General features: G+C 67.4%; 21 protein-coding genes, 2 pseudogenes and 2 riboswitches. Of the genes and pseudogenes, 11 read left to right on the forward strand and 12 right to left on the reverse strand.

Translation table 11 applies throughout. The annotated features are described in order from the left end of the window. Window positions 1–131: 131 nt before the first annotated feature. From ABIE00_RS19235 to ABIE00_RS19265, 7 genes and pseudogenes are all read left to right on the forward strand, one after another. Window positions 132–857: a hypothetical protein gene (locus tag ABIE00_RS19235; RefSeq protein ID WP_354262294.1), complete on the forward strand. Its 726-nt coding sequence runs from the start codon at window positions 132–134 to the stop codon at window positions 855–857. Further along, window positions 854–1603, forward strand: a complete 750-nt coding sequence (locus ABIE00_RS19240) for a hypothetical protein (protein ID WP_354262295.1) — start codon at window positions 854–856, stop codon at window positions 1601–1603. Before ABIE00_RS19235 ends, ABIE00_RS19240 begins: the two co-directional genes overlap by 4 nt. A gap of 35 nt (window positions 1604–1638) precedes the next feature. Further along, window positions 1639–2391, forward strand: a complete 753-nt coding sequence (locus tag ABIE00_RS19245; RefSeq protein ID WP_354262296.1) for a hypothetical protein — start codon at window positions 1639–1641, stop codon at window positions 2389–2391. Further along, a complete protein-coding gene (locus tag ABIE00_RS19250) occupies window positions 2388–3125 on the forward strand; it encodes a hypothetical protein (RefSeq protein WP_354262297.1) in 738 nt (245 codons plus the stop codon). Before ABIE00_RS19245 ends, ABIE00_RS19250 begins: the two co-directional genes overlap by 4 nt. A 302-nt stretch (window positions 3126–3427) precedes the next feature. Beyond that, window positions 3428–4264, forward strand: a complete 837-nt coding sequence (locus ABIE00_RS19255; RefSeq protein ID WP_354262298.1) for an amino acid ABC transporter substrate-binding protein — start codon at window positions 3428–3430, stop codon at window positions 4262–4264. Between the two features lie 6 nt (window positions 4265–4270). Next, window positions 4271–4932: pseudogene (locus ABIE00_RS19260) on the forward strand (amino acid ABC transporter permease). Continuing rightward, entirely contained in the window at window positions 4919–5773 is an 855-nt protein-coding gene (locus tag ABIE00_RS19265; RefSeq protein WP_354262299.1) for an amino acid ABC transporter ATP-binding protein, read from the forward strand. The pseudogene ABIE00_RS19260 and the gene ABIE00_RS19265 overlap by 14 nt, the downstream one beginning before the upstream one ends. Window positions 5774–5886: 113 nt before the next feature. On the opposite strand, the gene ABIE00_RS19270 is transcribed toward ABIE00_RS19265, so the two are convergent. The 10 genes and pseudogenes from ABIE00_RS19270 to ABIE00_RS19315 all read right to left on the reverse strand — a co-directional run bounded on the left by ABIE00_RS19270 (window position 5887) and on the right by ABIE00_RS19315 (window position 17244). Next, a complete protein-coding gene (locus ABIE00_RS19270) occupies window positions 5887–8928 on the reverse strand; it encodes an alpha-mannosidase (RefSeq protein ID WP_354262300.1) in 3042 nt (1013 codons plus the stop codon). 176 nt (window positions 8929–9104) lie between these two features. Then, window positions 9105–9977, reverse strand: a complete 873-nt coding sequence (gene fdhD, locus ABIE00_RS19275; RefSeq protein ID WP_354262301.1) for a formate dehydrogenase accessory sulfurtransferase FdhD — start codon at window positions 9975–9977, stop codon at window positions 9105–9107. A 63-nt stretch (window positions 9978–10040) separates the two neighbouring features. Beyond that, window positions 10041–11591, reverse strand: coding sequence for a molybdopterin molybdotransferase MoeA (locus ABIE00_RS19280; protein ID WP_354262302.1), 1551 nt, complete (start codon window positions 11589–11591; stop codon window positions 10041–10043). Further along, the gene (locus tag ABIE00_RS19285) at window positions 11588–11950 is read right to left on the reverse strand and encodes a DUF6457 domain-containing protein (RefSeq protein WP_354262303.1); all 363 of its coding nucleotides are present in this window, start codon (window positions 11948–11950) and stop codon (window positions 11588–11590) included. Before ABIE00_RS19285 ends, ABIE00_RS19280 begins: the two co-directional genes overlap by 4 nt. A gap of 36 nt (window positions 11951–11986) precedes the next feature. After that, window positions 11987–12580: a molybdenum cofactor guanylyltransferase gene (mobA, locus tag ABIE00_RS19290; protein ID WP_354262304.1), complete on the reverse strand. Its 594-nt coding sequence runs from the start codon at window positions 12578–12580 to the stop codon at window positions 11987–11989. Between the two features lie 35 nt (window positions 12581–12615). Further along, window positions 12616–13117, reverse strand: a pseudogene (locus ABIE00_RS19295) (HNH endonuclease). 221 nt (window positions 13118–13338) lie between these two features. Beyond that, window positions 13339–14130 (reverse strand): NlpC/P60 family protein, encoded by a 792-nt coding sequence (locus tag ABIE00_RS19300; RefSeq protein WP_354262305.1) that lies wholly within the window; start codon window positions 14128–14130, stop codon window positions 13339–13341. Between the two features lie 102 nt (window positions 14131–14232). Continuing rightward, window positions 14233–14943 carry a C40 family peptidase gene (locus ABIE00_RS19305; protein WP_354262306.1) on the reverse strand — a complete coding sequence of 237 codons (711 nt, stop codon included), beginning with the start codon at window positions 14941–14943 and terminating at the stop codon, window positions 14233–14235. A gap of 52 nt (window positions 14944–14995) precedes the next feature. Further along, a riboswitch (cyclic di-AMP (ydaO/yuaA leader) is annotated at window positions 14996–15165 on the reverse strand. Between the two features lie 136 nt (window positions 15166–15301). Next, complete coding sequence (locus ABIE00_RS19310; protein ID WP_354263440.1) at window positions 15302–16123, reverse strand: M23 family metallopeptidase; 822 nt, start codon at window positions 16121–16123, stop codon at window positions 15302–15304. Window positions 16124–16134: 11 nt separating this feature from the next. Then, window positions 16135–16377: riboswitch (cyclic di-AMP (ydaO/yuaA leader) on the reverse strand. A 171-nt stretch (window positions 16378–16548) separates the two neighbouring features. Beyond that, a complete protein-coding gene (locus ABIE00_RS19315) occupies window positions 16549–17244 on the reverse strand; it encodes an iron-dependent transcriptional repressor DtxR (RefSeq protein WP_354262307.1) in 696 nt (231 codons plus the stop codon). A gap of 345 nt (window positions 17245–17589) precedes the next feature. On the opposite strand from ABIE00_RS19315, the gene serC reads away from it, so the two are divergent. Next, window positions 17590–18720, forward strand: coding sequence for a phosphoserine transaminase (serC, locus tag ABIE00_RS19320; RefSeq protein WP_354262308.1), 1131 nt, complete (start codon window positions 17590–17592; stop codon window positions 18718–18720). Window positions 18721–18868: 148 nt separating this feature from the next. Here the strand turns inward: serC and ABIE00_RS19325 are convergent, their stop codons facing one another. Together ABIE00_RS19325 and ABIE00_RS19330 are read right to left on the reverse strand one after the other, a co-directional pair. Further along, window positions 18869–19432 (reverse strand): DUF3027 domain-containing protein, encoded by a 564-nt coding sequence (locus ABIE00_RS19325; RefSeq protein ID WP_354262309.1) that lies wholly within the window; start codon window positions 19430–19432, stop codon window positions 18869–18871. Window positions 19433–19440: 8 nt separating this feature from the next. Next, window positions 19441–19824, reverse strand: a complete 384-nt coding sequence (locus tag ABIE00_RS19330; protein ID WP_003804678.1) for a cold-shock protein — start codon at window positions 19822–19824, stop codon at window positions 19441–19443. 184 nt (window positions 19825–20008) lie between these two features. On the opposite strand from ABIE00_RS19330, the gene ABIE00_RS19335 reads away from it, so the two are divergent. From ABIE00_RS19335 to ABIE00_RS19345, 3 genes are read left to right on the forward strand one after another with little or no spacing between them, the layout of a single operon-like run. Then, window positions 20009–20242, forward strand: coding sequence for a hypothetical protein (locus ABIE00_RS19335; protein ID WP_331568581.1), 234 nt, complete (start codon window positions 20009–20011; stop codon window positions 20240–20242). A 10-nt stretch (window positions 20243–20252) separates the two neighbouring features. Next, window positions 20253–22742: a helicase-associated domain-containing protein gene (locus ABIE00_RS19340; RefSeq protein ID WP_354262310.1), complete on the forward strand. Its 2490-nt coding sequence runs from the start codon at window positions 20253–20255 to the stop codon at window positions 22740–22742. Window positions 22743–22755: 13 nt separating this feature from the next. Continuing rightward, window positions 22756–24399: a DNA repair helicase XPB gene (locus tag ABIE00_RS19345; protein ID WP_354262311.1), complete on the forward strand. Its 1644-nt coding sequence runs from the start codon at window positions 22756–22758 to the stop codon at window positions 24397–24399. Window positions 24400–24411: the final 12 nt, after the last annotated feature.

The raw sequence follows: 24411 nt of genomic DNA on the forward strand, positions 1-24411 counted from the left end.
TGGTCCGGACTTGGGGGGTGTACGGACCAGCGGGTTCGACCATTTAGCATAGTTGAAGCGGGGCGGTACGTAAAATCGAGGCCGGCGGACCGCCACTTCGCACCGCCCCGCCCGTCAGTAGAGAGCGTTTCATGCCCCTATCCGCCAAGGCCTTCCAGCGCTGGCTGCACGGCGTCGCGCCGGACGCCAGCATTGCTGATGTGGCCAGGGCCTCCGGGGTAAAGCGGACCACCCTCGCCCAGCAGCTGGTGCGGGGAAAGGTTGCCGAGACCACTGTCGTGAGCATCAGCCGGGCGTACAACATCAATCCTGTTGCCGCCCTGGCCACTTTTGAGCCGTACAGCGACCTCGCCAGTTCCACCACCCCGCCCACGTTGCAGGAACTGGTCAGTCAAATTGCCACCGTCGACCTGCTGCGGGCAGTCATTGACCGCACCGCGCCCACAGGCTCCACCGGCCCGCCCGAGCTCAGCCCGCCGCCGCATGCCACCTCCGTGAAGAACTGGGTGGACGCCATCGACGACGGCGAACTCCGCCACCGCGTCTCCGCCGCCACCGGCGTCGCACCCCAAAACTACTCAGCACAACTGACCGCCAACCGGCTCGCCCCCGAACTGGCCCTGGCCACCTCCCGCGCAGCCGGCGTCGGACTGGCAGGCGGACTGGTGGCCTCCGGGCTGGTGACCGAAACCGAAGCCGGCTGGCCACCCGGCGCCCGCCAGGCGGCCCTGGACCGGCTCAGCGACGGCGACCTCGCCGCCCTTGCCGGGGAACGCCTCCAAGCGCTCGGCAAAACCCTGCGGCGCCAGGAACACGACCAACGACAAACTGAACAGATTTGGAAGAACCTCGGATGATTGAAATGCTGCAATGGACCACCCTGATCGCGTCCGGCGCCGCGGCGCTGAGCCGGATCCCGAACCTGGTCCGCCGGAAAAACAGGTCCATCTTCTATGCCCTGGCGCTCCTGACGCTGGCCATCCTGCTGAGCATCCGCGGCCCCTACCTGGCGATCGACACCCTGCTTGGCGGCATCAACGTCGCAAACCTCCTGCTGCGCTTCATCATCTTCGGAGCCATCCTTTTCCTGGCTCTCCGGATTGCGGCCGGGTTCGGGGACAGCCGCGGGATCCAGCTGATCCAGGGACGGGCCGGCATGCTGGCCCTCGGCGTGATTTCTGCCGTGCTGGTTGTGTGCTTTGTCCTGATGGACACGTCGGGCTCATCTGCGGGGCTCGTGGACGTGGCAGCCAAGAATCAGCAGAACGCCCTCCTCGTCGAGTACTACGGCGCCGCGGGCCGCGCCTACCCGGCCTTCGTGTGCCTCGCCATCCTGCCGGGAATGCTGCGGGCGGTCGGGCGCCCGCTGCCCGCCCTGCTCCGGGTAAGCGCGGCACTTTTGGCCGTGGGCAGCATCGCGATCCCCCTTACCTTGCTGTTCCCGGTCATCCCTCCGCCGCTGGGATTCCTGCGTTTCGTCGTGAACTACACGGCCATCCTCTGCTTCGTCATCGGCTTGGCACTCATCTGGGTGGCCAGCGGCAGAGCAGGCCGGCGGCGCGGAGCCCTGTCCGTCGAGCGCCGCTCATTGCCACGCCGCTAATATGAGTCAAACATTCGTTCAGCAGAGAGCGTTTCATGCCCCTCCCAGCCAAAGCATTCCAGCGCTGGCTTAGCGACGTGGCACCGGATACCAGCACGGCCGATGTCTGCAGGCTCTCCGGGGTAAAGCGGACCACCCTCGCCCAGCAGTTGGTGCGGGGAAAGGTTGCCGAGACCACAGTCGTGAGCATCAGCCGGGCCTACAACATCAATCCGGTTGCCGCCCTGGCCACTTTTGAGGCGTACAGCGACCTCGCCGGTTCCACCACTCCGCCCACCGACAAGGAACTGGTCAGCCAAATTGCCACCGCGGACCTGCTGCACGCCATTATTGCCCGCACCGCGGCCGGCGCCGGAGCAGGTGCCGCCGGCACTGGCAATGGCACAGGACCGCCCGAGCTCAGCCCGCCGCCGCATGCCACCTCCGTGAAGAACTGGGTGGACGCCATCGACGACGGCGAACTCCGCCACCGCGTCTCCGCCGCCACCGGCGTCGCACCCCAAAACTACTCAGCACAACTGACCGCCAACCGGCTCGCCCCCGAACTGGCCCTGGCCACCTCCCGCGCAGCCGGCGTCGGACTGGCAGGCGGACTGGTGGCCTCCGGGCTGGTGACCGAAACCGAAGCCGGCTGGCCACCCGGCGCCCGGCAGGCTGCCCTGGACCGGCTCAGCGACGGCGACCTCGCCGCCCTTGCCGGGGAACGCCTCCAGGCACTAGGCAAAACCCTGCGGCGCCAGGAACACGACCAGGAGCAGACGGAAAGAATCTGGGAGAACCTGGTATGAGCGAGATTCTCCCCTGGATCACGCTGGTAGTGTGCGGGGGCGCCGCGATGGCAAGGGTTCCGAGCACCCTGCGCGGCGTCAACCCGGCCCTGTTCTGCATTTTCCTGTTGGCGACGGCTGCGGCGGTCCTGAGCATCGGGCAGTTCTATGCGGTCATCGACGGCGCCCTCGGCGGCATCAACATTGCACACGTCCTGCTGCGCCTGGTTGTCTTCGCCGCGATCTACCTCATTGCGGTCCGCGTCACGAAGGGGTTCGGTGCCCCCGGCGCCCACCGCATGATCGCCGGCCGCCCCGGGATGGCCATGCTCGCGGTTTTCTCGGTGGCCCTGGTGGCCATCTTCCTTCTGATGGACCCGACCGCCTCGTCGGTCCGCTTCAGGGACGCCGGCGCCGCCAGCGCCCGGAATGCCGCCCTGCTGCCGTTCTACTGGGCCGCGGCACGGGGCTACCTGGCGTACGTTTCCCTCGCGCTGCTGCCGGCACTGCTCCGCAGCGTCAGGGAACACCTGCCCAGGCTCGTCAGGACCGGGGCGGCCCTGATGGCGGCCGGTGCGGTGGCAACCGTTGCCGGACTCTGCCTTGAGTTCGCGCCTCCGCAGCTCCTCCCCGTGGCGCCCGCGGTGAACAACGCTGCGGTGGTTTTGTACACCTCCGGCCTGGTCATGGTCTGGCTGGCTCGCGTAAACGCCGCCAAACGCAGGAGTCACGGAACGTCATCTACCGAAAGGTAGCAAACCGGGATTCACAAAATCATTAGACCGTGAGAGAATCATGAATGTGTGAAAGCAGTTGCTGCCTGGCTTACAAGCTGTGGCGCCTGCCGGATCGCACCTTGGGGGGATGAGTGGTGGCGGCCGTTGGGGACCGCCCCCACTCAGCCTGTTTAAGGGCCTGCCTGGAAGGGAAGGCCGGTCCCCGTATGATGGCGAAATAAAAGGTCTCTGCCCATGCGTTGCACGCAGTGGCATCGCCGGACGCCGGACCCGGCCGACGCGATGCCTCCCGCCGCAGCCTGAAGAAGAAGGTATCCGCCATGAACCGTCTCCATTCCCGCCGCTCCGCACTTGCAGCCACCCTTGCCGGACTGGCCCTGGCTCTGACGGCCTGCGGCGGCGGCTCCGGCGGCGGCGGAGGTTCCTCGGCTCCCGCCTCGGGCGGCTCGGACACGTCACTGAGCGATGTGAAGTCCAAGGGCGAGATCGTCATCGCCACCGAGGGCACCTACAAGCCCTTCAGCTTCCATGCGGAAGGAGCCGGTGACCTGACCGGCTACGACGTGGAGATCGCCCGGGCGGTAGCGGAGAAGCTGGGTGTGAAGGCCAACTTCCAGGAGACCCAGTTCGACGGGATCTTCGCGGGCCTCGACGCCAAGCGCTTCGACACCATCGCCAACCAAATCTCCATCAACGCCGAACGCAAGGCCAAGTACGACTTCTCCAAGCCGTACACCGTCTCCACTGGCGTGATCGTGACGAAGGCGGACAACAGCAGCATTAACAGCTTTGAGAGCCTCAAGGGCAAGACCACGGCGCAGTCGCTCACCAGCAATTTCTACAAGCTGGCCGTCGATGCCGGGGCCAACGTCCAGTCCGTGGAGGGCTGGGCCCAGGGCGTTTCGCTGGTCCGGCAGGGGCGCGTGGATGCCATCGTCAACGACAAGCTCACGTACCTCGACTATGCCAAGACCAATCCCGATGCCGGGCTGAAGATCGCCGCCGAAACCACCGATAAGTCCGAAAGCGCCTTCGTGTTCCGGAAGGGTTCCACGGAGCTCACCTCCGCGGTGGACAAGGCGCTGGACGAACTCCGCGCTGACGGAACGCTGGCAAAGATCTCGGAGAAGTACTTCGGCACGGACGTCACCAAGTAGATGCCGTTGAACTGGGATCTCGTCTGGAGCTCCTTCGGCCCCCCATCGTCACCGGGGCAGTCACCGGCACCATCCCGCTGACGCTGGCGTCGTTCGTAATCGGCCTCGCGCTGGCCCTGCTGGTGGCGCTCATGCGGCTGAGCCGGAATGTCGCAGTGTCCGGCGTGGCGCGGTTCTACGTTTCCGTGATCCGCGGCACTCCGCTGCTGGTGCAGTTGTTTGTAATCTTCTACGGCCTGCCGAGCCTGGGCGTGAAGCTGGATCCGTGGCCCAGCGCCATCATTGCCTTTTCGCTGAACGTGGGCGGCTATGCCGCCGAGGTCATCCGCGCCGCCATCCTGTCCGTGCCAAAGGGCCAGTGGGAAGCCGGCCACACCATCGGCATGTCCCGGAGCCAGTCGCTTCGCCGCATCATCTTGCCGCAGGCCGCCAGGGTATCCGTGCCGCCGCTCTCCAACACGTTCATTTCGCTGGTCAAAGACACGTCCCTGGCTTCGCTGATCCTTGTCACGGAGCTCTTCCGCAACGCCCAGCAGATCGCGGCCTTCAGCCAGGAATTCATGGTGCTGTACCTCGAGGCGGCCCTGGTCTACTGGGTGATCTGCCTGGCGCTCTCCTCCGGGCAGTCCGTCCTTGAAAGGAGACTGGACCGCTATGTCGCCCACTGACGAAACCCGGGGACCCGCTCCCTCCGGCGCCGCATCACAGGCCAGGCCCGTGCTGTCCGTCCGCAACCTGGCGAAGGCGTTCGGCAGCAACGTGGTGCTGCGGGACATCGACCTAGACGTGCGGCGGGGCAACGTGGTGGCCCTGATCGGGCCATCGGGTTCGGGCAAGACCACCGTGCTGCGCTCACTGAACGGCCTGGAAACGCCCGACGCCGGGACGGTCACCTTTGCGGGGACGGGCACCTCCGCGGGGACAGGCACGTCCGGAGGTGCGGGGCCGGACCTTGTGCTGGATTTCTCGGCCAAGGTCTCCAAAAAGGAAATCTCGGAGCTGCGCGACCGCAGCGCCATGGTGTTCCAGCACTACAACCTCTTCCCGCACATGACGGTCTTGCAGAACGTCATTGAGGGTCCTGTCCAGGTCCAGAAGCGCAAGCGGGCCGAGGCCGTGGCCGACGCAGAAAAGCTCCTCGCCAGGGTGGGGCTGGCGGACAAGCGCGATGCATATCCGTTCGAGCTCTCCGGCGGCCAGCAGCAGCGCGCGGGCATTGTGCGGGCCCTTGCCCTGAAGCCCCAGTTGCTGCTGTTCGACGAGCCCACCTCGGCGCTGGACCCCGAGCTCGTGGGCGACGTCCTGGGCGTCATCCAGGAACTGGCCGAGGAGGGGTGGACCATGGTCATCGTTACCCACGAGCTGGCTTTCGCCCGGCAGGTGGCGGATGAGGTCATCTTCATGGACGGCGGCCTGGTGGTGGAGCGCGGACCGGCCGCCGAGGTCCTCCGCGCGCCGCGGCAGGAGCGGACCCGGCAGTTCGTCCGGCGCCTGCTGCACGAGTTCTGACCGCCCGCTACAGGCCGCCACTGCCCCAAGCCTTCCCCGTTTTGCCCAAAAGGGCCGCCCGGCAGCAAGCTGGGCGGCCCTTTTGGGTAAATCGCCGGAGGCGGGGCTAGCTGTCAGCGGGCGAGCCTCAGTGTCACCAGCTGGAACGGCCGCAGCGTGAGCTCGGCGGAGTCTGTTCCCGCCACGACACCCGTTCCTTCAACCGGCCGCTCGAGCAGGTCCACGGTCTGGATTCCCGTGGTCCCGAAGTTGGCCGTGAGCCGTCCGGCGGAGCGCCGGCCCAGTGATTCGTACAGCCGGACGATGACGTCGCCGGAGCCGTCTTCGGCCAGCTTTACCGCTTCAATGACCAGTGCCGGGTTGTCCACGGCAACCAGCGCCTCGGCCGGGTGCGCGCCGCGGACCGTCCTCGGCGCGAGGTTGGCGCGGTAGCCCTCCTCCACGGCCTCGGCGATTCCCGCTGCCGGCCTGACCCAGACGTCCAGCACGTGCCGTCCGCGGTCGGCCTCGGGGTCGGGGAACTTGGCCGCGCGCAGCAGGGAGAGCCTCACGGTGGTGGTGGTCCCGCCGTCGTCCCTGACAGACCGGGCGACGTCGTGCCCGTAAGTGGAGGCGTTGGCGATGGCCACGCCGTACCCCGGTTCGGCGACGTGGATCCAGCGGTGCGCGCAGATCTCGAACTTCGCCGCTTCCCAGGAGGTGTTCACGTGGGTGGGCCGGAAGACGTGGCCGAACTGTGTCTCCGCCGCGGAGCGGTCGGCCCTCAGGTCCAGCGGGAAGCCCAGCTTGAGCAGCTTCTCACGTTCCTGCCAGTCGACCTCGGTGGAGATCCGCAGGGACGGGCTGCCCGGCTCCAGCGTGATGCGCTGGGTAATGCGGGAGGACCCCGTGAGCCGTTCAACCACGACGGCGGCGTCCCCGCCGTGCCGCTCCAGCCGCACCTCCGCTGCGTCGGCCAGGCTGGTGACGTTCCGCCGGTAGAACTCGTCGATGTCCCAGGCGTCCCATTCGTTGGGGGTGTCGCGGTGCAGTTCCAGGTGGTTGCCGAACTGGCCGGGAGCGATCGCCTCGCGGCCTGTTCCGTGATCCCGCAGGGAGGTCAGGAGCCCGTTGTCATCCAGCACGGCGCGGATAACGCCGTTGTCCAGGACAAAGCCGCCCTCCAGCGGCGTGGCCGCAACCTCATCCCGGGTAGCTGCGTCCTTGGATACAGCAGGCGCGGCTGCTGCGAGCGCCGGGACTCCTTGGCGGGCATGGGGGCTGGCGTTGAGCAGGAACTCCCTCCTGCCTTCGCCAAGCAGGGCTGCGGACGCCTCGCTGATGAGCGCCTCCAGTCCCGTGGCGATGGCGGCGTAGTTGCGTTCGGCGTCCTGGTGCACCCAGGCGATGGCACTGCCGGGCAGGATGTCGTGGAACTGCTGCAGCAGGACCAGCTGCCACAGCCGCTTCAGTTCGGCCGCGGGGTAGGTGTACTGCCCGCCGGAGCGGACAGCCGCGGTGGCGCACCACAGCTCAGCCTCGCGGAGGAGGTGCTCGGACCGGCGGTTGCCCTGCTTGGTCCTGGCCTGGCTGGTGTAGGTGCCGCGGTGCAGCTCCAGGTACATCTCCCCCACCCACACGGGCAGCGCTGTGTACTCGGCCTCGGCCTGTTCAAAGAAGCTGCGCGGCGCACCGATCCGGACCTTCGGCGAGCCTTCCAGATCGGCTGCGCGGTGCGCGGCGGCCAGCATCTCCCGCGTAGGTCCGCCGCCGCCGTCGCCGTAGCCGAACGGGACGAGCGAGCTGGCGCCGTAGCCGTGGTCCCGGTAGTTGCGCTCGGCGTGCGCCAGGTCACGGCCGCTGAGCTCGGAGTTGTAGGTGTCCACCGGCGGGAAGTGCGTGAAGAGGCGGGTGCCGTCGATGCCTTCCCAGTTGAACGTGTGGTGCGGCATCCGGTTGATCTGGTTCCAGGAGATTTTCTGGGTGAGGAACCAGCGGCTGCCGGCGGCCTTGACGATCTGGGGCATGGCCGCGGAGTACCCGAAGGAATCCGGGAGCCAGGCTTCCCTGCACTCGACGTCGAATTCGCTGAGGAAGAAGCTTTTGCCTTCCACGAACTGCCGGGCCATCGCCTCACCGCCTGGCATGTTGGTGTCGGATTCCACCCACATGCCGCCCACGGGGATGAACTGGCCGGACTTCACCTTCTCCCGGATGCGTTCGAAGAGCTCCGGATAGAATTCCTTGATCCAGGCGAGCTGCTGGGCCGAGGAGCAGGAGAACACGAAGTCCGGGTCCTCGTCCATGAGGGCCACCACGTTGGAGAAGGTCCGGGCACATTTGCGCACGGTCTCCCGAACGGGCCACAGCCAGGCGGAGTCGATGTGTGCGTGGCCGGTGGCGAACAGCTGGTGGGCGGAGGCGTAGGCGGGTCTGGCCAGGACCTCGGCCAGCGCTGCCCGCCCGGCGGGCGCAGTACCCGGGACGTCGTCCGGGTCCATGGTGTCCATCATGCGTTCGAGGGCACGGAGGATCTCGTGCCGGCGCGGCAGTTCGGTGGGGAGCTCGTGCATGAGCCCGCTGAGCGTCAGCACGTCCTGCTGAAGCTCCCACACGGCGCGGTTCAGCTCGGCGATGGCGATGCTGCCGAGCCGGTACTGCGGCTCATTGCCCGCTGTGGCCTTGTCCCCGTACGGAGTGGGCGCGAAGCTCCAGCCTTGGGCGACGTCGGGATTGGCTGCCGCCTCCACATAGAAGTCTACGGCCAGGCCGCTGCCCAGCAGCTTCAGCGTGATGTGCTGGTTGCGGGGTGAGATGGCCTTGATGATGCTGCCGTCCGGCCGCCACGCGATCCCTTCGCACTGGAAGCCGGGGATCTCGGTGGTGAACCCGAGGTCCACCACGATCTCCACTTCGGTATCGGGCGCCGTTCCCCAGGCGTCCGGCACCTCTCCCTGGAGCCGCAGCCACTTCGTGCTCCACGCGCGTCCCCACGCAGCACCGCGTTCCTGCGGGACGAACTCCTGGCGCAGCGCCTCCAGGACCGGGACGGGTTCATCCGGAACGTCCCAGCTGCTGAGCTCCAGGGGCACGCTGCGCCCGTAGATGGCGGGGGTGATCCGTTCGCGGAGAAAGCGGTCCAGGCGGACTTCCGTGATCCGGCGGTCGTCATGCAATGTGTACCTCTTTAGTACGTGAAAGCAGAAGCGGGGTGTGCTGGCTTTCGTGCGGGCATGGGCGTGCCGGTCAGCTTTGCGTCCAGGCAGTTCAGTTGCCTTCTGAGCGGATCAACGCATCCATTCGATGGATAAAATCTACTGCCTTGACACCCGGCCGCCAAGGGGCCACGCCCCTATCGCGGCACCGATGCAGACGTGGCAATGCGGCCGGAGCCTGCGTAGACGTTCAGGCTGGTTCCCCGGCTGAAACCGGCAAGCGTGACGCCGGTGGACTCGGCAAGCTCCACCGCCAGGCTCGAGGGCGCGCTGACCGCGGCAAGCACCGGGATGCCGGCCAGTGCGGCTTTCTGGACGAGCTCGAAGGAGGCGCGTCCGGATACCTGGAGCACGGTATTGCTGAGCGGCAGCCTGCGTTCCCGGAGAGCCCAGCCAACCACTTTGTCCACCGCGTTGTGCCGCCCCACGTCCTCGCGCAGGCACAGCAGCTCCGCACCGCCGTCGTCATCAATCCTGAACAGTCCGGCCGCGTGCACTCCCCCGGTCACCTCAAAGACGGCCTGCGCCTCGCGCAGCTTGTCCGGCAGGGAGGCAAGTGATTCGACCGGAACGGTGAGCCGGTCGGCGGCGGGGTTGAAGTGCGAGGACTTCGTCACTGATTCGATGGAGTCCGTGCCGCAGATCCCGCACGAGCTGGAGGTGTAGACGTGCCGGCCCGTGTCCGGCAGGGGCACATCGGGCCGCAGCTGGGCCTCGACCACGTTGAACGTCTGGACCCCGTTTTCGTCCTCGCCGGCACAGAACCTGAGCGAAATCAGCTGGTCGGCATCCCAGATGACGCCCTCGGAGACGAGGAAACCTGCCACGAGGTCGAAGTCGTCCCCCGGCGTGCGCATGGTGACGGAGAAGGACAGGCTGCCGAGCCGGATCTCAAGAGGTTCTTCCACCGCGAGCACGTCCTCCCGGTGCCGGACCGGAAATTCCAATGCTGCCGCCGAGCCGTCCAGGACGTAGCGGTGTACCTTGCGTCTTTGCGTTACACGGCCCATGAGAGACTCCGCGCTGAGTGGCTGTTCATGCCTCCATCATTGCATCTCCGCCGGGCACGCAGTTCAATCAAGCAGGGCGCTCCAGTCCACGGGCCCGTTTTGGGCTGCCTGCTTGGCGGAGGTCCGGGAGGCGGACTTCCGCGCCGGGCTCTTGGGTTTGGATTCGGCGGCTTTGGGTTCGGGGATGTCCGGGCCCCAGGGCAGCGCGAACGCCGGCACCATCTCGCCCAGCTGGACGCCGTGCGGCGGCACCACGAGGACGCCGTCGGCCGATGCCAGTCCGCGCATCATGCCGGGGCCGGTGTGCTGCGCGGGCGAGGCCATGCCGTACAGGAGCCGGAAGGGCATCAGCCGGGTGCGGCCGGGGTCGGGTTCGATCATGGTGCCGCAGGGAACTTCCCGGACCGGCGGCAACTGGCCATGTCCGAGGGCGGCCAGGAGCGGAGCGCCCACCGTGGACAGAGCCATCATCGCGGCCAGCGGGTTCCCCGGCAGCCCCAGCACGAAGCGCCCGTCCGGCAGTTCGGCGAGGACGGCGGGGTGTCCCGGCCGCATTGCCACGCCGTCGATGACCAGCCGTCCGCCGAGTTCAGCCACGGCTCGCCGAAAGTGATCGGTACCGGAACGGCCGGTGCCGCCGGTGGTGATAACGACGTCGGCCGGCAGGTTCAGGGCCTCGGGGATGCCTGAGTCTTCGAGGCCCGCCAGCCATTCCGTATAGCTGTCGCCGATGCGGGCCTGTTCACGGCACAGGCCGCCCAGCATTTCCACCACCGTGGCCAGCTGTGGCCCGAACGTGTCCCGCACCCGCCCGGGCCCGGGCAGTCCCTGCTCGATCACTTCGGAGCCGGTCAGCAGCAGCTTCACCACCGGCTTGCCGACGACCTCCACCTCGTCGTACCCGGCCAGGGCGGCGAGGGCCACGTGGGCGGGGTTAAGCACGACGCCGGCCCTGACCAGCACGTCGCCGGCGGCCGCCTCCTCTGCGGCTTTCCGGATGTGCTGGCCGTTCCTCGGTTCGCCGGGGCGGGCGGCGCCGCCCAGCGTAAGGACGGGGAGCCCGTCGTCGTCCGTGGAGATCACACCGCTCTCGGTGCGGAGCACCGCCTTGGCGCCGGAGGGAATGAGTCCGCCCGTTACGATCACGCTCGCCTGGTGCGGCGCCAGCCGCTGCCCGGGCTCGGCCAGGATCCACGGACCGCTTCCATTAACTGCCCAGCCGTCCATGGCGGAGGACGCATAGTGCGGCATGTCCTGGTGGGCGGTGATGTCCGTGGCCAGGGTCCTGCCCACGGCCTCGCGCAAGGGAACTGGTGCCGCCGGGATCGGGGAGGCACAGTCGAAGGCGGCCTGCCGGGCCTCCGCCCACGTGTGCGCCAGGTGCTTGGCATGCGGGTCCGGCTCCCCCGGTGCTTCCTGCTCAGGCTGCCCGTCCGGCTTGCCCGCGGCGGCGGGACCGGCGCCTGATGCGGGGTCGGTGTCAGGCGCGGGTTCGCCGACGGTGCGTTCGGCCGAAACAGTTCCGTCGCCGGCAGCAGTGGCGTCCCCTCCAGGGGTTTCCGCTGCGGAGGCGTGTGGGTCGTCGTCGGAGCGGTGCTCGGGCGCGGCTGTCATTCCCCCGGAGTCCCGCTGGGCACCGAAGTTCCGGCGGGCGTCGAGGTTTCAGCGGAGCCGGCCGGGGAACCTGCCGCCGCCAGGGCCTCGTCGGCCGCATAGGATTTCGCAACGTTACGGGCCACGTTCATGGCGCTTTGCATGGCGTCGACGTCCGGGGCCCGGCCCGCAGCGCACTTAAGGCCGGTGGCGAGCCCCGCTATGAAAGTAGTAAGCGGTGCGGCCGGACGCACCACGGAGTGCGCAGCCACTCCCGCAACGGACAGCACCTCGTTGATGTCCACGTCCACATCCTCGAGCTCAAAGGCCCGCAGCAGCAGACGGCACCATTCCTCAAGCGTCTCGTCCTGGCTTTTCATGCCTGCCTCCATATTCATGGCTGTCCGGAAGGCGGGTCATTGCTCCCGGACAGCTACTCCCAACGCGGCCGCATCGTCCCAGGTGTCCACGTCATCCGTGGAGCCGGCAGGGACAACCACAGCCTGCACGTCAAGACTAGCAAGGAGGGCGAAGACTGACCCGTGCGCCAGGGCGTTACGTGCGGCGGCATCCTGCACGGCGCGTTCCAGCGCAGCTGTGCTATAAAAACCCGCCAGCGGCTGCTGGCGGCCGTCCGCGGATGCCGCCATAACGCCGTCAGCGCCTGCGCCCGGAAGGGCTTCCAGCAGAGCGCCGACAGCATCGCCCACGCGCGGCATGTCGCACGCCAGAACCAGGACCAAGTCCGACCGGCCTGCGCTCCGGAGCGCGGCAAGCCCGGCGGCGATTGCCGCCGCCGGCCCCGCAAAGGGCGGGTCCTCACGCGTGCTGAGAACACCACCGGGAAGGCCGCCTGTCTCAGGTCCCACCACAACAGTGTGCCGGGCACCCGCTGCTGCCGTAAGCGAGCGCTCGAGGAGGGTGGCGCCGTCGAACATCAGGGCAGACTTGGGTGAGCCGCCCAGTCGCGAGGAGCGGCCGCCGGCCAGGATTATTGCGTCAAAGTCCACACACCCAGCGTAATGCGGCGATGCTCAGGCGGGCATCAGGCTGCTCTTTCCGGAAGCAGGAACGGGTCCCACGCCGGCGTGGGCTTCTCCAGCTCCTTGATCTGCCACATGGTGCCTACCGGTGGAGCCGGATCGAACCGGAGCTTCCAGCCCATTTCACTGGGCGTGTGGTCACCCTTGACGTTGTTGCAGCGGAGGCAGGCCGCAACCAGGTTCTCCCAGGACATCGGCACCGCCCCGGGATTTCGGCTGGACATGGTCTATGGTGTGGGCTGCCTTGCCGCAGTAGGCGCACCGGTGGCCGTCGCGGCGAAGCACGCCGCGCCTGCTCACCGCGGTGATCATGTTGTACCGGGGGCGGATGTAGCGGTTAAGGAGAATCACGGACGGACGGCCCATGATGTCCTGGGGCCCGACAACAGGATCGTCGCCTTCGGCCACCACGCTTGCCTTTCCGGTGAGCACAAGGACCAGCGCCCGGCGGAAGGTCACTACCGCCAGCGGTTCATATCCAGCATTCAGAACGAGTGTGCGCATGCACATACCTCTTCACGGCCGCACCCGGCAGAGGCGCGAGGGCCGGCTGCCCTCTGCATGTCCGGGCTATGGATCGACACCATAAGAGTAAACACTCACTAGGCAGATGAGCGAATCGAACACAAGCATCGTCGTGGCGTGTCACCAAAAATTCATGTGGGCGCAAGCAAAAAAGGACCCCCGCCAGCTGGCAGGGGTCCCTTCCGTAATGCTTTGGTGTCTTAGCCGCCGACGCGGATGAAGACCGGGCCGGAGCCGACGTTCACGCTGAACAGTGCGGTGGTTCCGCCGTTCCAGCCGCCGTGGACGGCCATGCCGTTGCCGACGTACACAGCGATGTGGGCCAGGCCCATGCCGCCGTTCTGGTAGTAGGCGAGGTCGCCCGGCCGGGCTTCAGCAGCGCTCACGGTGCGGCCGAGGGACAGGTAACCTGCCGGCCAGCCGTGGTAGTGGATGCCCACGGCGGCGAGTGCGTTGGTGGCCAGCGCGGTGCAGTCCTGCGAGACGCCCAGCTGTGCGTAGGCAGCAGCGGCGATGGCAGCGCCCTTGCCGCTGGCGGCAGTGGTCTTCGGCGCTGCCGGGGCAGCGGTCTCAACGGCGGCGGTGGCCTGGACTGCCGGTGCGGCGTCAGCAGCCGGAGCAGCGTCAACGGCGGGAGCGGCTTCCTGGACCTTTACGACGGGCTTCGGGGCCTCGACGACGGGAGCCGGAGCGGTGGAGACAGCAGGCTTCTCGTAGGAGATGGCGATGCTGGAAGCGGCCGAGATGGTGGTCGGCGCCGCGGCGGACTGGACTTCCAGCGTGGAAGCAGGAGCGGATTCGCGCTGGACGTTGGTCTCAGCAGCGTTGGCGGCGATGCCGCTGGTCAGGACAAGACCGGAAGCAGCAGCGATAACTGCGGCCTGGCGGCCCATGCCACCGGCGTTGTCGCCGACGGCCTTGGCAATGACAGCAAGCGAGCTGGTCTTGGTGACCTCGGCGCGGTGCCGTGCAATAGTCGCACGTGTAGTCATTAAAGTTTCTCTCTTTCGTGTTCCACGGACCGCGGTGGCAGGACGTGGGATATCGACGAGCCGGCATCTTGGGGGTAAGCCGGCCCGCCTCGAATCGGATTCTTAGCGAAGGGTGTAAAAAGCGGACGTGCCCGTTGCGGACACCGCGTGCAGGAGAGTGCCGTCCGCAGGGTTCAGCGCGCTGATCATCATGCCGTTGCCGACGTAGATGCCCACGTGGGCGCCGCCGTTCTGCATGACCAGGTCGCCGGGGGCAGGCGTCGAGGTGGGCTTCATGGCGTTCCACGCGTTGACGCGGGGAATGCTGATGCCAGCCTGAGCGTAAACCCACTGGGTGAAGCCGGAGCAGTCCCAGCCGCTGGGGGTGGTGCCGCCCCACACGTACGGGTGGCCGATGCCGGTGTACGCGATTGCAGCCAGTCCGGAAGCCGCGGCGGAGGCCGCACCATCGGTGGACTTGGCGGTGACGGCCGTGGCCGCACCGGTGCTTTCGTCGGCGGCCTGCCCTGCGCCGGCCGTCTGGCCCTCATCGTTCGACTGCGGAGCGATGGTTTCGGCGACCGGGGCCGCCACCGTCGTGACAGCAGGACGCTCGAACGAGACAGTGGCGGTGGGCGCGGCGGTCACAGCAAGCTGTGCGGCCTGGGATCCGGTCTCCGAGGAGGCGGAAACACCAATGTTGGCGTCGGCTGCGTTGGCAGGCATGCCAACGCTCAGGATGAGTCCTGAAGCAGCTGCGATAACAGCTGCCTGGCGACCTACTGTGCCGGCATTGGCGCTAACCGCCTTGGACACGGAGTCCAACGGGTTCATACGAACCGTTTGCGCGCGGTGGCGCGCGGCATTGTGGCGTGAAGACACGAAGGTAGCCTCTCCCAATGCCTGCGAGGTGAGCTGTCGGATTCGGATGGGAGTCACCCGGCCGCTCCGCTTCCTGGGAAGCTTTGCGACTTAACCCCAAGGCCTTCTTGCGAAGACCAAAATTGGTTCCCCCGCCCCTGCCAGACGATGTAATGCGAACGGACCTTGAGCGGTGGCAGAGTTAGGCAATCCACTCAAGAGCGTCAACTTCGGAAAAGTTGACGCGGTTTAGACGGTACAGCAGTTCGGAGCCAATGTCACATTCAGGTCACGGCGTGTCACAGGAATGAGAGTGCTCACTCGGGTAGGCCTAGAGCCAGCCCATGGGATCAACGACGTCCCCGTTGACCATCACCTCGAAGTGGAGGTGGCAGCCGGTGGAGGCGCCTGTGGTCCCGCTGAGGGCGATAACCTCGCCCCGGGTGACCTTCTGGCCAACCTGGACGCTGGAGGACGACAGGTGGTTGTACGTCGTCTCCAGGCCGTTGCCGTGATCGATCACGATGCGGTTTCCTCCGCCATACGGGTGCCACCCCGAGAAAGTGACTTTGCCGCTGGCTGCAGCAAGCACCTGGGTGCCGCACTCGGCGGCGAAGTCCTGGCCGCGGTGGAACTCGCCGGCGCCGCCGGTGATCGGACTCACCCGGTAACCGAACGGTGAGGACTTGACCAGCGTGGTCAGCGGTCCGCCCAGGGTGCCCACCGAGGCCGCACGGCTGATGCTGCCGGCCGACTGGGCGCTCAGGAGCTGCTTGAGCTTTCCGTCCGGGTCGCCGGTGGTGGAGACTGACGTGCGGCTGAAGTCGATCTTTGCCGCCGGTTCCGCCGAAACCTTCGGCTGCGCCAGTGAGGCAGCGGACGCCGATGCCCCGCCCTGCTCGCCGGCAGCCAGGACAGGGCTGGTGGCGGGGACAGTAACAGTCAGCAGGAGGCCGGTGGCCGCGAGGGCAACGCCGGCTTTCTGCCCAACGCCACTGGCCGAGGCGAAATCCGTAACCTGCCGCAACGGACCCCGGCGGCGGCGGCGCGCTTCGCGCTGGGCGTCCCGGGGACGGTCCGCGGCGTTGGCCTCCGCAAGGCGCGGCTCCGGAGCGGGACCAGTCGCGCGGCGGCGGCCCCGGGCATTCTGCATGGACAAGTACTGTTTCCTCTCTGGATAGCCTGCGGAGTTAGCTGTCGGATTCGGGTCAGAGAGTTCAGACCCGGTCCGCCATCACAAGCCATTCCGGCACAGGGGTATCCCCGGGAGGATTCCTTCTGCGGAAGAGACTTGCTGCTGCGGACTTCACCCCAAGGCTGTCAGAACAGCCGGTTGTGGTTCCCCCGCCCCTGCCAGTGGGTGACTCGTGCTGCTGATCTGCTGGCAGGGTTCGGCTCCAGATCAGGTAACGCTTTTGTATCGGCGTTGCCGTTTAACTATAGGCGATTAAAGAGCACGGTAATAATTCCGTTATATTCACTGTGCAAAAGTGGTGGGTCATCCTGCCTGCAGATGTCAGACAGGATACGGCTTCCGCGCCGCTGGACGATTAGGCGCCGGTCAAGGCTCCCTGGAGCTTAGTCCAGGCGCACAAACACGTGCGCAGCAACCTCCGGCGGCAGTTCAAGGGCACCCTCGAACCCCGGTACGCGGACAGAGATGTACTCCCCCACGCGTTCGAGCGAGACGGCGGCGCCGGGCCGGATCCCGCCTTCGTCCAACTGGAGCAGCAGCTCCGGCTCCACCTGGATGGGTTCTGCCAGGCGGCTGACGGTGACCTTGGATTCCGGGCCGTAGCCGGTCATGGCATCGAGCAGGTTCACCACCCCGTCCGAGAACGGGCGTGCAGGCTGCCCTCCGAGTGCGGCCAGGCCGGGAATCGGGTTGCCATAGGGAGATTCGGTGGGGTGATCGAGCATTTCATAGATCCGGCGCTCCACGCGCTCACTCATGACGTGTTCCCACCGGCAGGCCTCGTCGTGGACGTAGGCCCAGTCAAGGCCGATAACGTCAGCGAGCAGGCGCTCGGCGAGCCGGTGCTTGCGCATCACCTCGGTGGCGCGCTTCCGGCCCACTTCGGTCAGTTCCAGGTGGCGGTCGCCGGAGACGACGACGAGGCCGTCGCGTTCCATCCTGCCGATGGTCTGCGAAACAGTGGGGCCCGAGTGGCGGAGACGTTCGGCGATGCGTGCCCGAAGCGCCACGATGTTCTCTTCCTCCAGCTCCAGAATGGTGCGAAGGTACATCTCCGTGGTGTCGATCAGATCCGTCATTCAGCTCAGCTCCTCGAGCACAGTATTTGTGTCCGTCCCACCGTACCGCGGGCCCGCCGCACCGGGATCCGGCAAGCTGCAGCGGCGGTCCTGTATGACGGCGGCGCAGCACCGGCTGTCTGCCCGTACGTCCAGTGCCAGCTTAGCCTATTTTGAATTAGTCCGGATAATCCGCCGGGCCTGTGACGGGCACCATCTCCATGACTGGACTATGACGGTGGCGTGTTCCCGCGGTATCCGCGCTTCGGGCAGAATAAGGAGGGTCTTGGTGGCGGTCATGGTTGCCTGCCGGCCATCGCCCCGTCCCCGCCGAACCGCACTTCCATGCCGAAAATTGGAGCCACTGTGAGCGACACCAGCATCACTATTCCCGCAAATCTCCTGCCCAAGGACGGACGGTTCGGCGCCGGTCCCTCCAAGGTCAGGCCCGAGCAGATCGAGGCGCTCTCCGCAGCAGCCACGACGCTCCTTGGAACGTCCCACCGCCAGGCCCCGGTGAAGAACCTCGTGGGTTCCGTCCGCGAAGGCCTCAGCACCTTCTTCCGCGCCCCCGAAGGCTACGAGGTGGTCCTCGGCGTTGGCGGTTCCACCGCGTTCTGGGACGTTGCCAGCTTCGGCCTGGTGGAAGAGAAGGCACAGCACCTGTCCTTCGGCGAGTTCGGGTCCAAGTTCGCCGCGGCCACCAACAAGGCACCGTTCCTTGCGGAGTCCTCCATCATCAAGTCCGAGCCCGGCACCTGCCCCGCACCCAAGGCCGAGGCCGGCGTTGACGTGTACGCCTGGCCGCAGAACGAAACGTCAACGGGCGTTGCCGCGCCCGTCCAGCGCGTGAACGGCGCCGACGAGGGCGCGCTGGTGCTGGTGGACGCAACCTCGGCTGCCGGCGGCCTTGACGTCGATGTGGCCCAGACGGACGTCTACTACTTTGCGCCGCAGAAGAACTTCGCTTCCGACGGCGGGCTGTGGCTGGGCCTGTTCTCCCCGGCAGCGCTTGAGCGGGCCGAGCGCGTCAAGGCCAGCGGGCGGTGGATCCCGGACTTCCTTGACCTGAAGACCGCCATCGACAACTCCAAGCTGAACCAGACCTACAACACCCCCTCGCTGTCCACGCTCGTCACGCTGGACGCCCAGGTGCAGTGGCTGAACGCCAACGGCGGGCTGGACTTCGCCGCCGGGCGCACCGCCGACTCCGCCGGACGCATCTACAAGTGGGCGGAAGCCTCCGAATTCGCCACGCCGTTCGTTGCCAACGCCGCCGAACGTTCCAACGTCATCGCCACCATCGACTTCGATGACTCGATCGATGCCGCCGCCATCGCCAAGGTACTCCGCGCCAACGGCATCGTGGACACCGAGCCGTACCGGAAGCTGGGTCGCAACCAGCTGCGCATCGCCACGTTCGTGGCCATCGAGCCCTCCGATGTCACCGCCCTGCTGGAGTGCATCGACTACGTGGTGGGCGAGCTGAAGAAGTAATCGCCGCTGAGGAGTATTTGTCCGGATAATCGGTGTTCGAAGCCCTTGTGCCCCATTATCTGGACAAAACTCTTCTGTTAAAGCACGACGGCGCCGTCCGGACTTTCGTCCCGACGGCGCCGTTTGCGTTGTGATCAGTTTGCCGTTGTCAGTCCCGCTCCGGGCTGCCTGACTCTGCATCGGCGTCGGACTCTATTTCGTCGTCGGACGCCGATTCAACGTCCGCGGCGGCCTCGCCCGGTTCTCCGGCTTCAGACTCGCCGGTGGCCCCCTCCTCGGGAGATTCCTCCGCGGTCTCCGCATCCTGCTCCTGGGCGTCCTCCGGGCGCACGCGCTCGGCCCACGGCACCCACTCCGGCGCCAGGATCGACTCTTCCGACGGGAGCAGGCCAAGCTCGTTGACCGTGATCACCTTGGAGCGGGAGTTGCGGGTCAGAACGGCGTACCACTGCCAGCCGATGTACCCCGGCAGCCGTGATTCGAAAAGGTGCGTCACCACGCGGTCGCCTTCGGTACGGGCGGCCAGGTGTTCCCCGATTTCGGATGCCTTTGCAATGCCTTCGATGGCGGTCCGGGCGGTGTCCACGGCAGCGGCCAGCACGGCGTCGGGCTTCCCCGTCCGCCATACCGGGACTCCGGCGCGCCTCTTGAGGGCCTTGGATTCAGCCTTGGGCTCCACCTTGGATTCGGCCTGTTCAGGTTCCGGGTTCATTGGGAGGCCTAGGCGTCCAGCTCGTCGGCAACCTTACGCAGGGCGGCGGCAATGGCCTTGCCCTTGTTGCCGTCCGGGTATTTACCGGAGGACAGCGTGCCGGACAGGTTGTCTAGAACCGTCACCAGGTCCTGCACCAGCGGGGCAAGATCCCTCGCGCTGGGGCGCTTGGCCTTGGCGATGGACGGCGTCTTTTCAAGGACGCGCAGACCCAGGGCCTGGGCGCCCTTGCGTCCGTCCGCGACGCCGAACTCAACCCGGGTGCCGGCCTTCAGTTCCGAAACTCCGGCGGGCAGCGCGGATTTGGGAAGGAACACTTCCTGCCCGTCCTCGCCCGCGAGGAATCCGAAACCTTTGTCCTTGTCGTACCACTTGACCTTGCCGGTAGGCACCTAATCAACCTTCTTCGTTTCTGACGTTCTGGGACATGGCCGGCGGGCACCGCATCCGCACCGATGTGCGGGTTCAGGGTATGACTGCCTGGTCCATGTTGGTCTGTTCCTTCAAGGTTATCCTGACTGGCAGGCTAATCCCGCTTTGAGGCGCGGCCGCGGCGCTGCTGTTAGCGTTACTTGCATGACATCCGCGCGTATCCGGCGGCCACTGATGGCCGCGGCAGTGCTCCTTGCAGTTTTGTCCCTCGCTGCCGTCGGCGCGGTCATGGCGCTGGCCGCTGCGGGCCAGGCCGCGCCGCAGTGGATCACGTCGGCGGCGCTGTACGGCCTTCCGGCGGCTTTCCTGCTGATGCTTGTGCTGGTGGCCGACGGCGTTGCCGCCCGCCGCCGGGCAGGAACCCCGGGCGGGCGGTAACGTTGGACTGATGTCCCTCATTCGAGCGCTCAGCAAGGACCTGGAGGCACGCAGCGACGAGTCACTGCGGGCCCTGTTCGCTGCGCGGCCGGACCTGATCTCGCCCGGAGTTCCCGATTTCCCCGCCCTCGCCGCCCGCGCCAGCGCCCGGGTGAGCGTACAGCGTGCCCTGGAGCGCCTGAACCGTCCCCAGATGCAGGTCCTGGAAACCTTGCACCTGTGCACCAACACGGACACCGGCCACAGCGCCTCGGCCACGGTGCTGAAGAAAGCCATCGCAGGATCAACGGTGGCCGCCGTCGAGCAACTCCTGCAGTCGCTGCATGACCTGGCCCTCGTGCAGCGGGCGGAACCACCGCATGGAGCAGGACCCGGAGCCCAGCGGCAGCGCTACTACCTTCCGGTGAGCAGCCTGAAAGACGTCGTCGGCATCTACCCGGCCGGGCTGGGGCGCAGCTACACCGAGCTCGTCAGGCTGCAGCCGGCGTTCGCCCAGCGCGTTGTCCAGCTTGTCGCGGAGCTGCACCGAAGCGGCGCCGCCGTGCAGGCCGCCACCACCCCGATGGAGGCAGCGCTGGCGCTGCAGCACTGGACCTCCTCCCCCGAGGCATTACACGCCCTCCTCGCCACCGCCCCGGCGCGGACGGCGGCGCTCCTGGCACGGTTCAGCAACTGGGCCATGGGTGCCGTGCCCCAGGCCCAGCGCAAGGCTTCCGTCACCACCGAAGGTCACGACGTCGGACCCGTCGACTGGCTGCTGGCGCGGGGCCTGCTGGTGCCGCTGGACGCCGCCCACGTGGAGCTGCCGCACAGCGTGGGCATCTCCCTGCGCGGTGGCGCCATCATCGACAACTTCTCCCTGACTCCCCCCGCGCCAACGCTCGGCGTCACCACCGCGGCGCTGCGCCGCAACGCCGCGCTGGGCGCCATCGCGGAGACATTACGGCTCACCGGCGAACTGCTGCATGCGGTCAGGGACCAGCCCCTGGCCACCCTGCGGAGCGGCGGCGTGGGCATCCGCGAAATGCGGCGGCTCGCCGAGACGCTCCGCGTGGACCACCACACCACCGCCGTACTGCTGGAAGTCTGCGCCCTGTCCGGCCTGATCCGGCTGGATGTGGACAGCTCGTGCTGGGTGCAGCCGCCGCAGCTGGAATGGCTCGGGCTGCCGCGGCAGGAACAGTGGCTGTGGCTCGTCAATGCCTGGCTGGCCAGCGAGCGCGCCCCGTCACTCGTGGGACAGCCCATCAACGGCCAGCCCGGCGGGCCCGCCAACCACCGGGCCGCCCCGGCGGCCACCGTCAATGCCCTCTCCGCCGAGGCCCAGCGGTCCGACGCGCCCGTCATCCGCAAGAGGATCCTGGAAATCCTGCGGGAGCTAACGCTCGAGGCGGAGATGCCGGACGGGGCCGCGCCGGTCCTCAATGCGGAGGCAGTGCTGCAGCGTGCCGAGTGGTCCCAGCCCCGCATGGCGCGGCGGTTCAGTTCCCTGATCGGCGGCGTCCTGGCAGAGGCTGAGCTGCTGGGGCTGATCGGGTCCGGCGCGCTCAGCCAGCTCGGTGCCGCCATCGCCGCGGACGCGCCCGACGACGCCATGGACCTCCTGGGCGAACACCTCCCTGCAGCCCTCAACCACGTGCTCCTGCAGGCGGACCTGACCGCTGTGGCGCCGGGATACCTGGCCCCTGACCTGGCAGAGCAGCTACAGCGGATGGCCGACGCCGAAGGGCAGGGCCCGGCCACGACGTACCGGTTCTCCGTGGAGTCCATCCGGCGCGCCCTGGACTCGGGCCAGGACGCGGCGGCCATCCTGGATTTCCTCCGCCGGCACTCCGCCACCGCCGTGCCGCAGCCGCTGCAGTACCTCGTGGAGGACACCGCCGCCAGGCACGGCAAGCTGCGGGTCGGGGCTGCCGCCAGCTTCATCCAGAGCGACGACGAGGCCGCGCTCAGCGAGCTCTGCCGGGAGGCTGCGGCCTCATCCCTGGGCCTGGTCCGGATCGCCCCCACCGTGCTGGTCTCCATGGCTTCGCCCCGGCAGACTGCGCTCGTGCTGCGCGGGCTGGGACTGTCACCCGCCGTCGAAGAGGCCGGATCCGCCGTCGTACGCCTTAACCGGACCGCCCCCGTTCCGGGCACCGGCCGCCCCGTCTACAGCGCACCGCGCACCGCCCTTCCCGACGCCGACGTCACCGCCCAGCTCGCGCTCCTCCGCAGCCATGCGGAGCACACCAGCCCCAACGGCTCCCGGCCCGCCGCTGCCGGCGGCGAGGAGGCAACCCAGCTGGGACTGGAGACCCTGCACAAGGCCATCCGGCTCAGGCAAAAGGTCGTGATGAACGTCGTGGACAGCCTGGGGAATGCGAAACTGGAAACGGTTGTTCCGGTCTCCGTCGCGGGCGGACGCGTCCGCGTCTTCGACCCCGCGAAGGACACGGAACGGGTGCTTTCCATCCACCGGATCATCGATATCGAGGCAGCAGAGGAAATGCAGCAGTGAAGGTTCTACCTGCGTGAACGACGGCCCCCTGATTGTCCAGAGTGACAAAACCATCCTCCTCGAAGTGGACCACGAACAGGCCACGGAGGCACGGCACGCCATCGCGGCCTTCGCCGAGCTGGAACGCGCTCCCGAGCACATGCACAGCTACAGGCTCACCCCGCTGGGGCTCTGGAACGCCCGGGCCGCGGGGCTCGACGCCGAGAAGGTGCTGGACACGCTGCTCACCTATTCCCGGTTCCCGGTTCCGCACTCGCTGTTGATCGACATCGAAGAAACCATGTCCCGGTACGGCCGGCTCCGGCTGGAGAAAGACCCCCAGCACGGGCTGGTCATGCGCACCAGCGACTATCCGGTGCTGGAGGAGGTCAGCAGGGCCAAGAAGATCCAGCCGCTGCTGGGCCCGCGGATCGATGCCGAGACGGTGGTGGTCCATTCCTCCCAGCGCGGCCAGCTGAAGCAGCTGCTGCTGAAGATCGGCTGGCCGGCGGAGGACCTGGCCGGCTATGTCGACGGCACACCGCACCCCATCATGCTCAACGAATCGGGCTGGACCCTGCGGCCGTACCAGCGGCTGGCCACGGAGAATTTTTGGGCCGGCGGCAGCGGCGTCGTCGTGCTCCCCTGCGGCGCCGGAAAGACGCTCGTGGGCGCCGCGGCGATGGCCACGAGTTCCACCACAACGCTGATCCTCGTCACCAACACGGTCTCGGCGCGGCAGTGGAAGGACGAGTTGCTCCGGCGGACCTCGCTGACCGAAGACGAGATCGGCGAGTATTCGGGCGCCGTCAAGGAAGTCCGCCCGGTGACCATCGCCACCTACCAGGTCCTCACCACCAAACGCGGCGGCCTGTACCCGCACCTTGAGCTCGTGGACGGGCACGACTGGGGCCTGATCATCTATGACGAGGTTCATCTGCTGCCGGCCCCGATCTTCCGGATGACGGCGGACCTGCAGGCGCGGCGGCGGCTCGGCCTTACGGCAACCCTGGTGCGTGAAGACGGGCGGGAAGGCGAGGTCTTCAGTCTCATCGGCCCCAAGCGCTATGACGCGCCGTGGAAGGATATCGAGGCCCAGGGCTACATCGCGCCTGCCGACTGCGTGGAGGTCCGCGTGGACCTTCCCAAGGACGAGCGCGTGGCCTATGCCATGGCCGAGGATGCGGACAAGTACCGGCTGTGCGCCACCTCCGAGACAAAGACCCTCGTGGCCGAACAGCTGGTGGAACACCACCGCGGCGAGCAGGTCCTGGTGATCGGGCAGTACATCGATCAGCTCGATGAACTCGGCGAGCGGCTGGACGCACCGGTCATCAAGGGAGACACCTCGGTCAGGGCCCGCCAGAAGCTCTTTGACGCCTTCCGCGCCGGGGAGATCCAGACGCTGGTGGTGTCCAAGGTGGCCAACTTCTCCATCGACCTGCCGGAGGCCTCCGTGGCCATCCAGGTCTCCGGCTCCTTCGGGTCGCGCCAGGAGGAGGCCCAGCGGCTCGGCCGGCTGCTGCGGCCCAAGCAGGACGGGCGGTCGGCGCGCTTTTACTCGCTCGTTGCCCGCGACACCCTCGACCAGGATTTCGCGGCCAAGCGCCAGCGTTTCCTGGCCGAGCAGGGCTACGCCTACCGCATCATGGACGCAAAGGACGTCGAATCCTGCTGACCCAAGCAACAC

It is taken from the genome of Arthrobacter sp. OAP107, from assembly GCF_040546765.1.
In the GTDB taxonomy this organism is placed as follows: Bacteria; Actinomycetota; Actinomycetes; order Actinomycetales; family Micrococcaceae; genus Arthrobacter.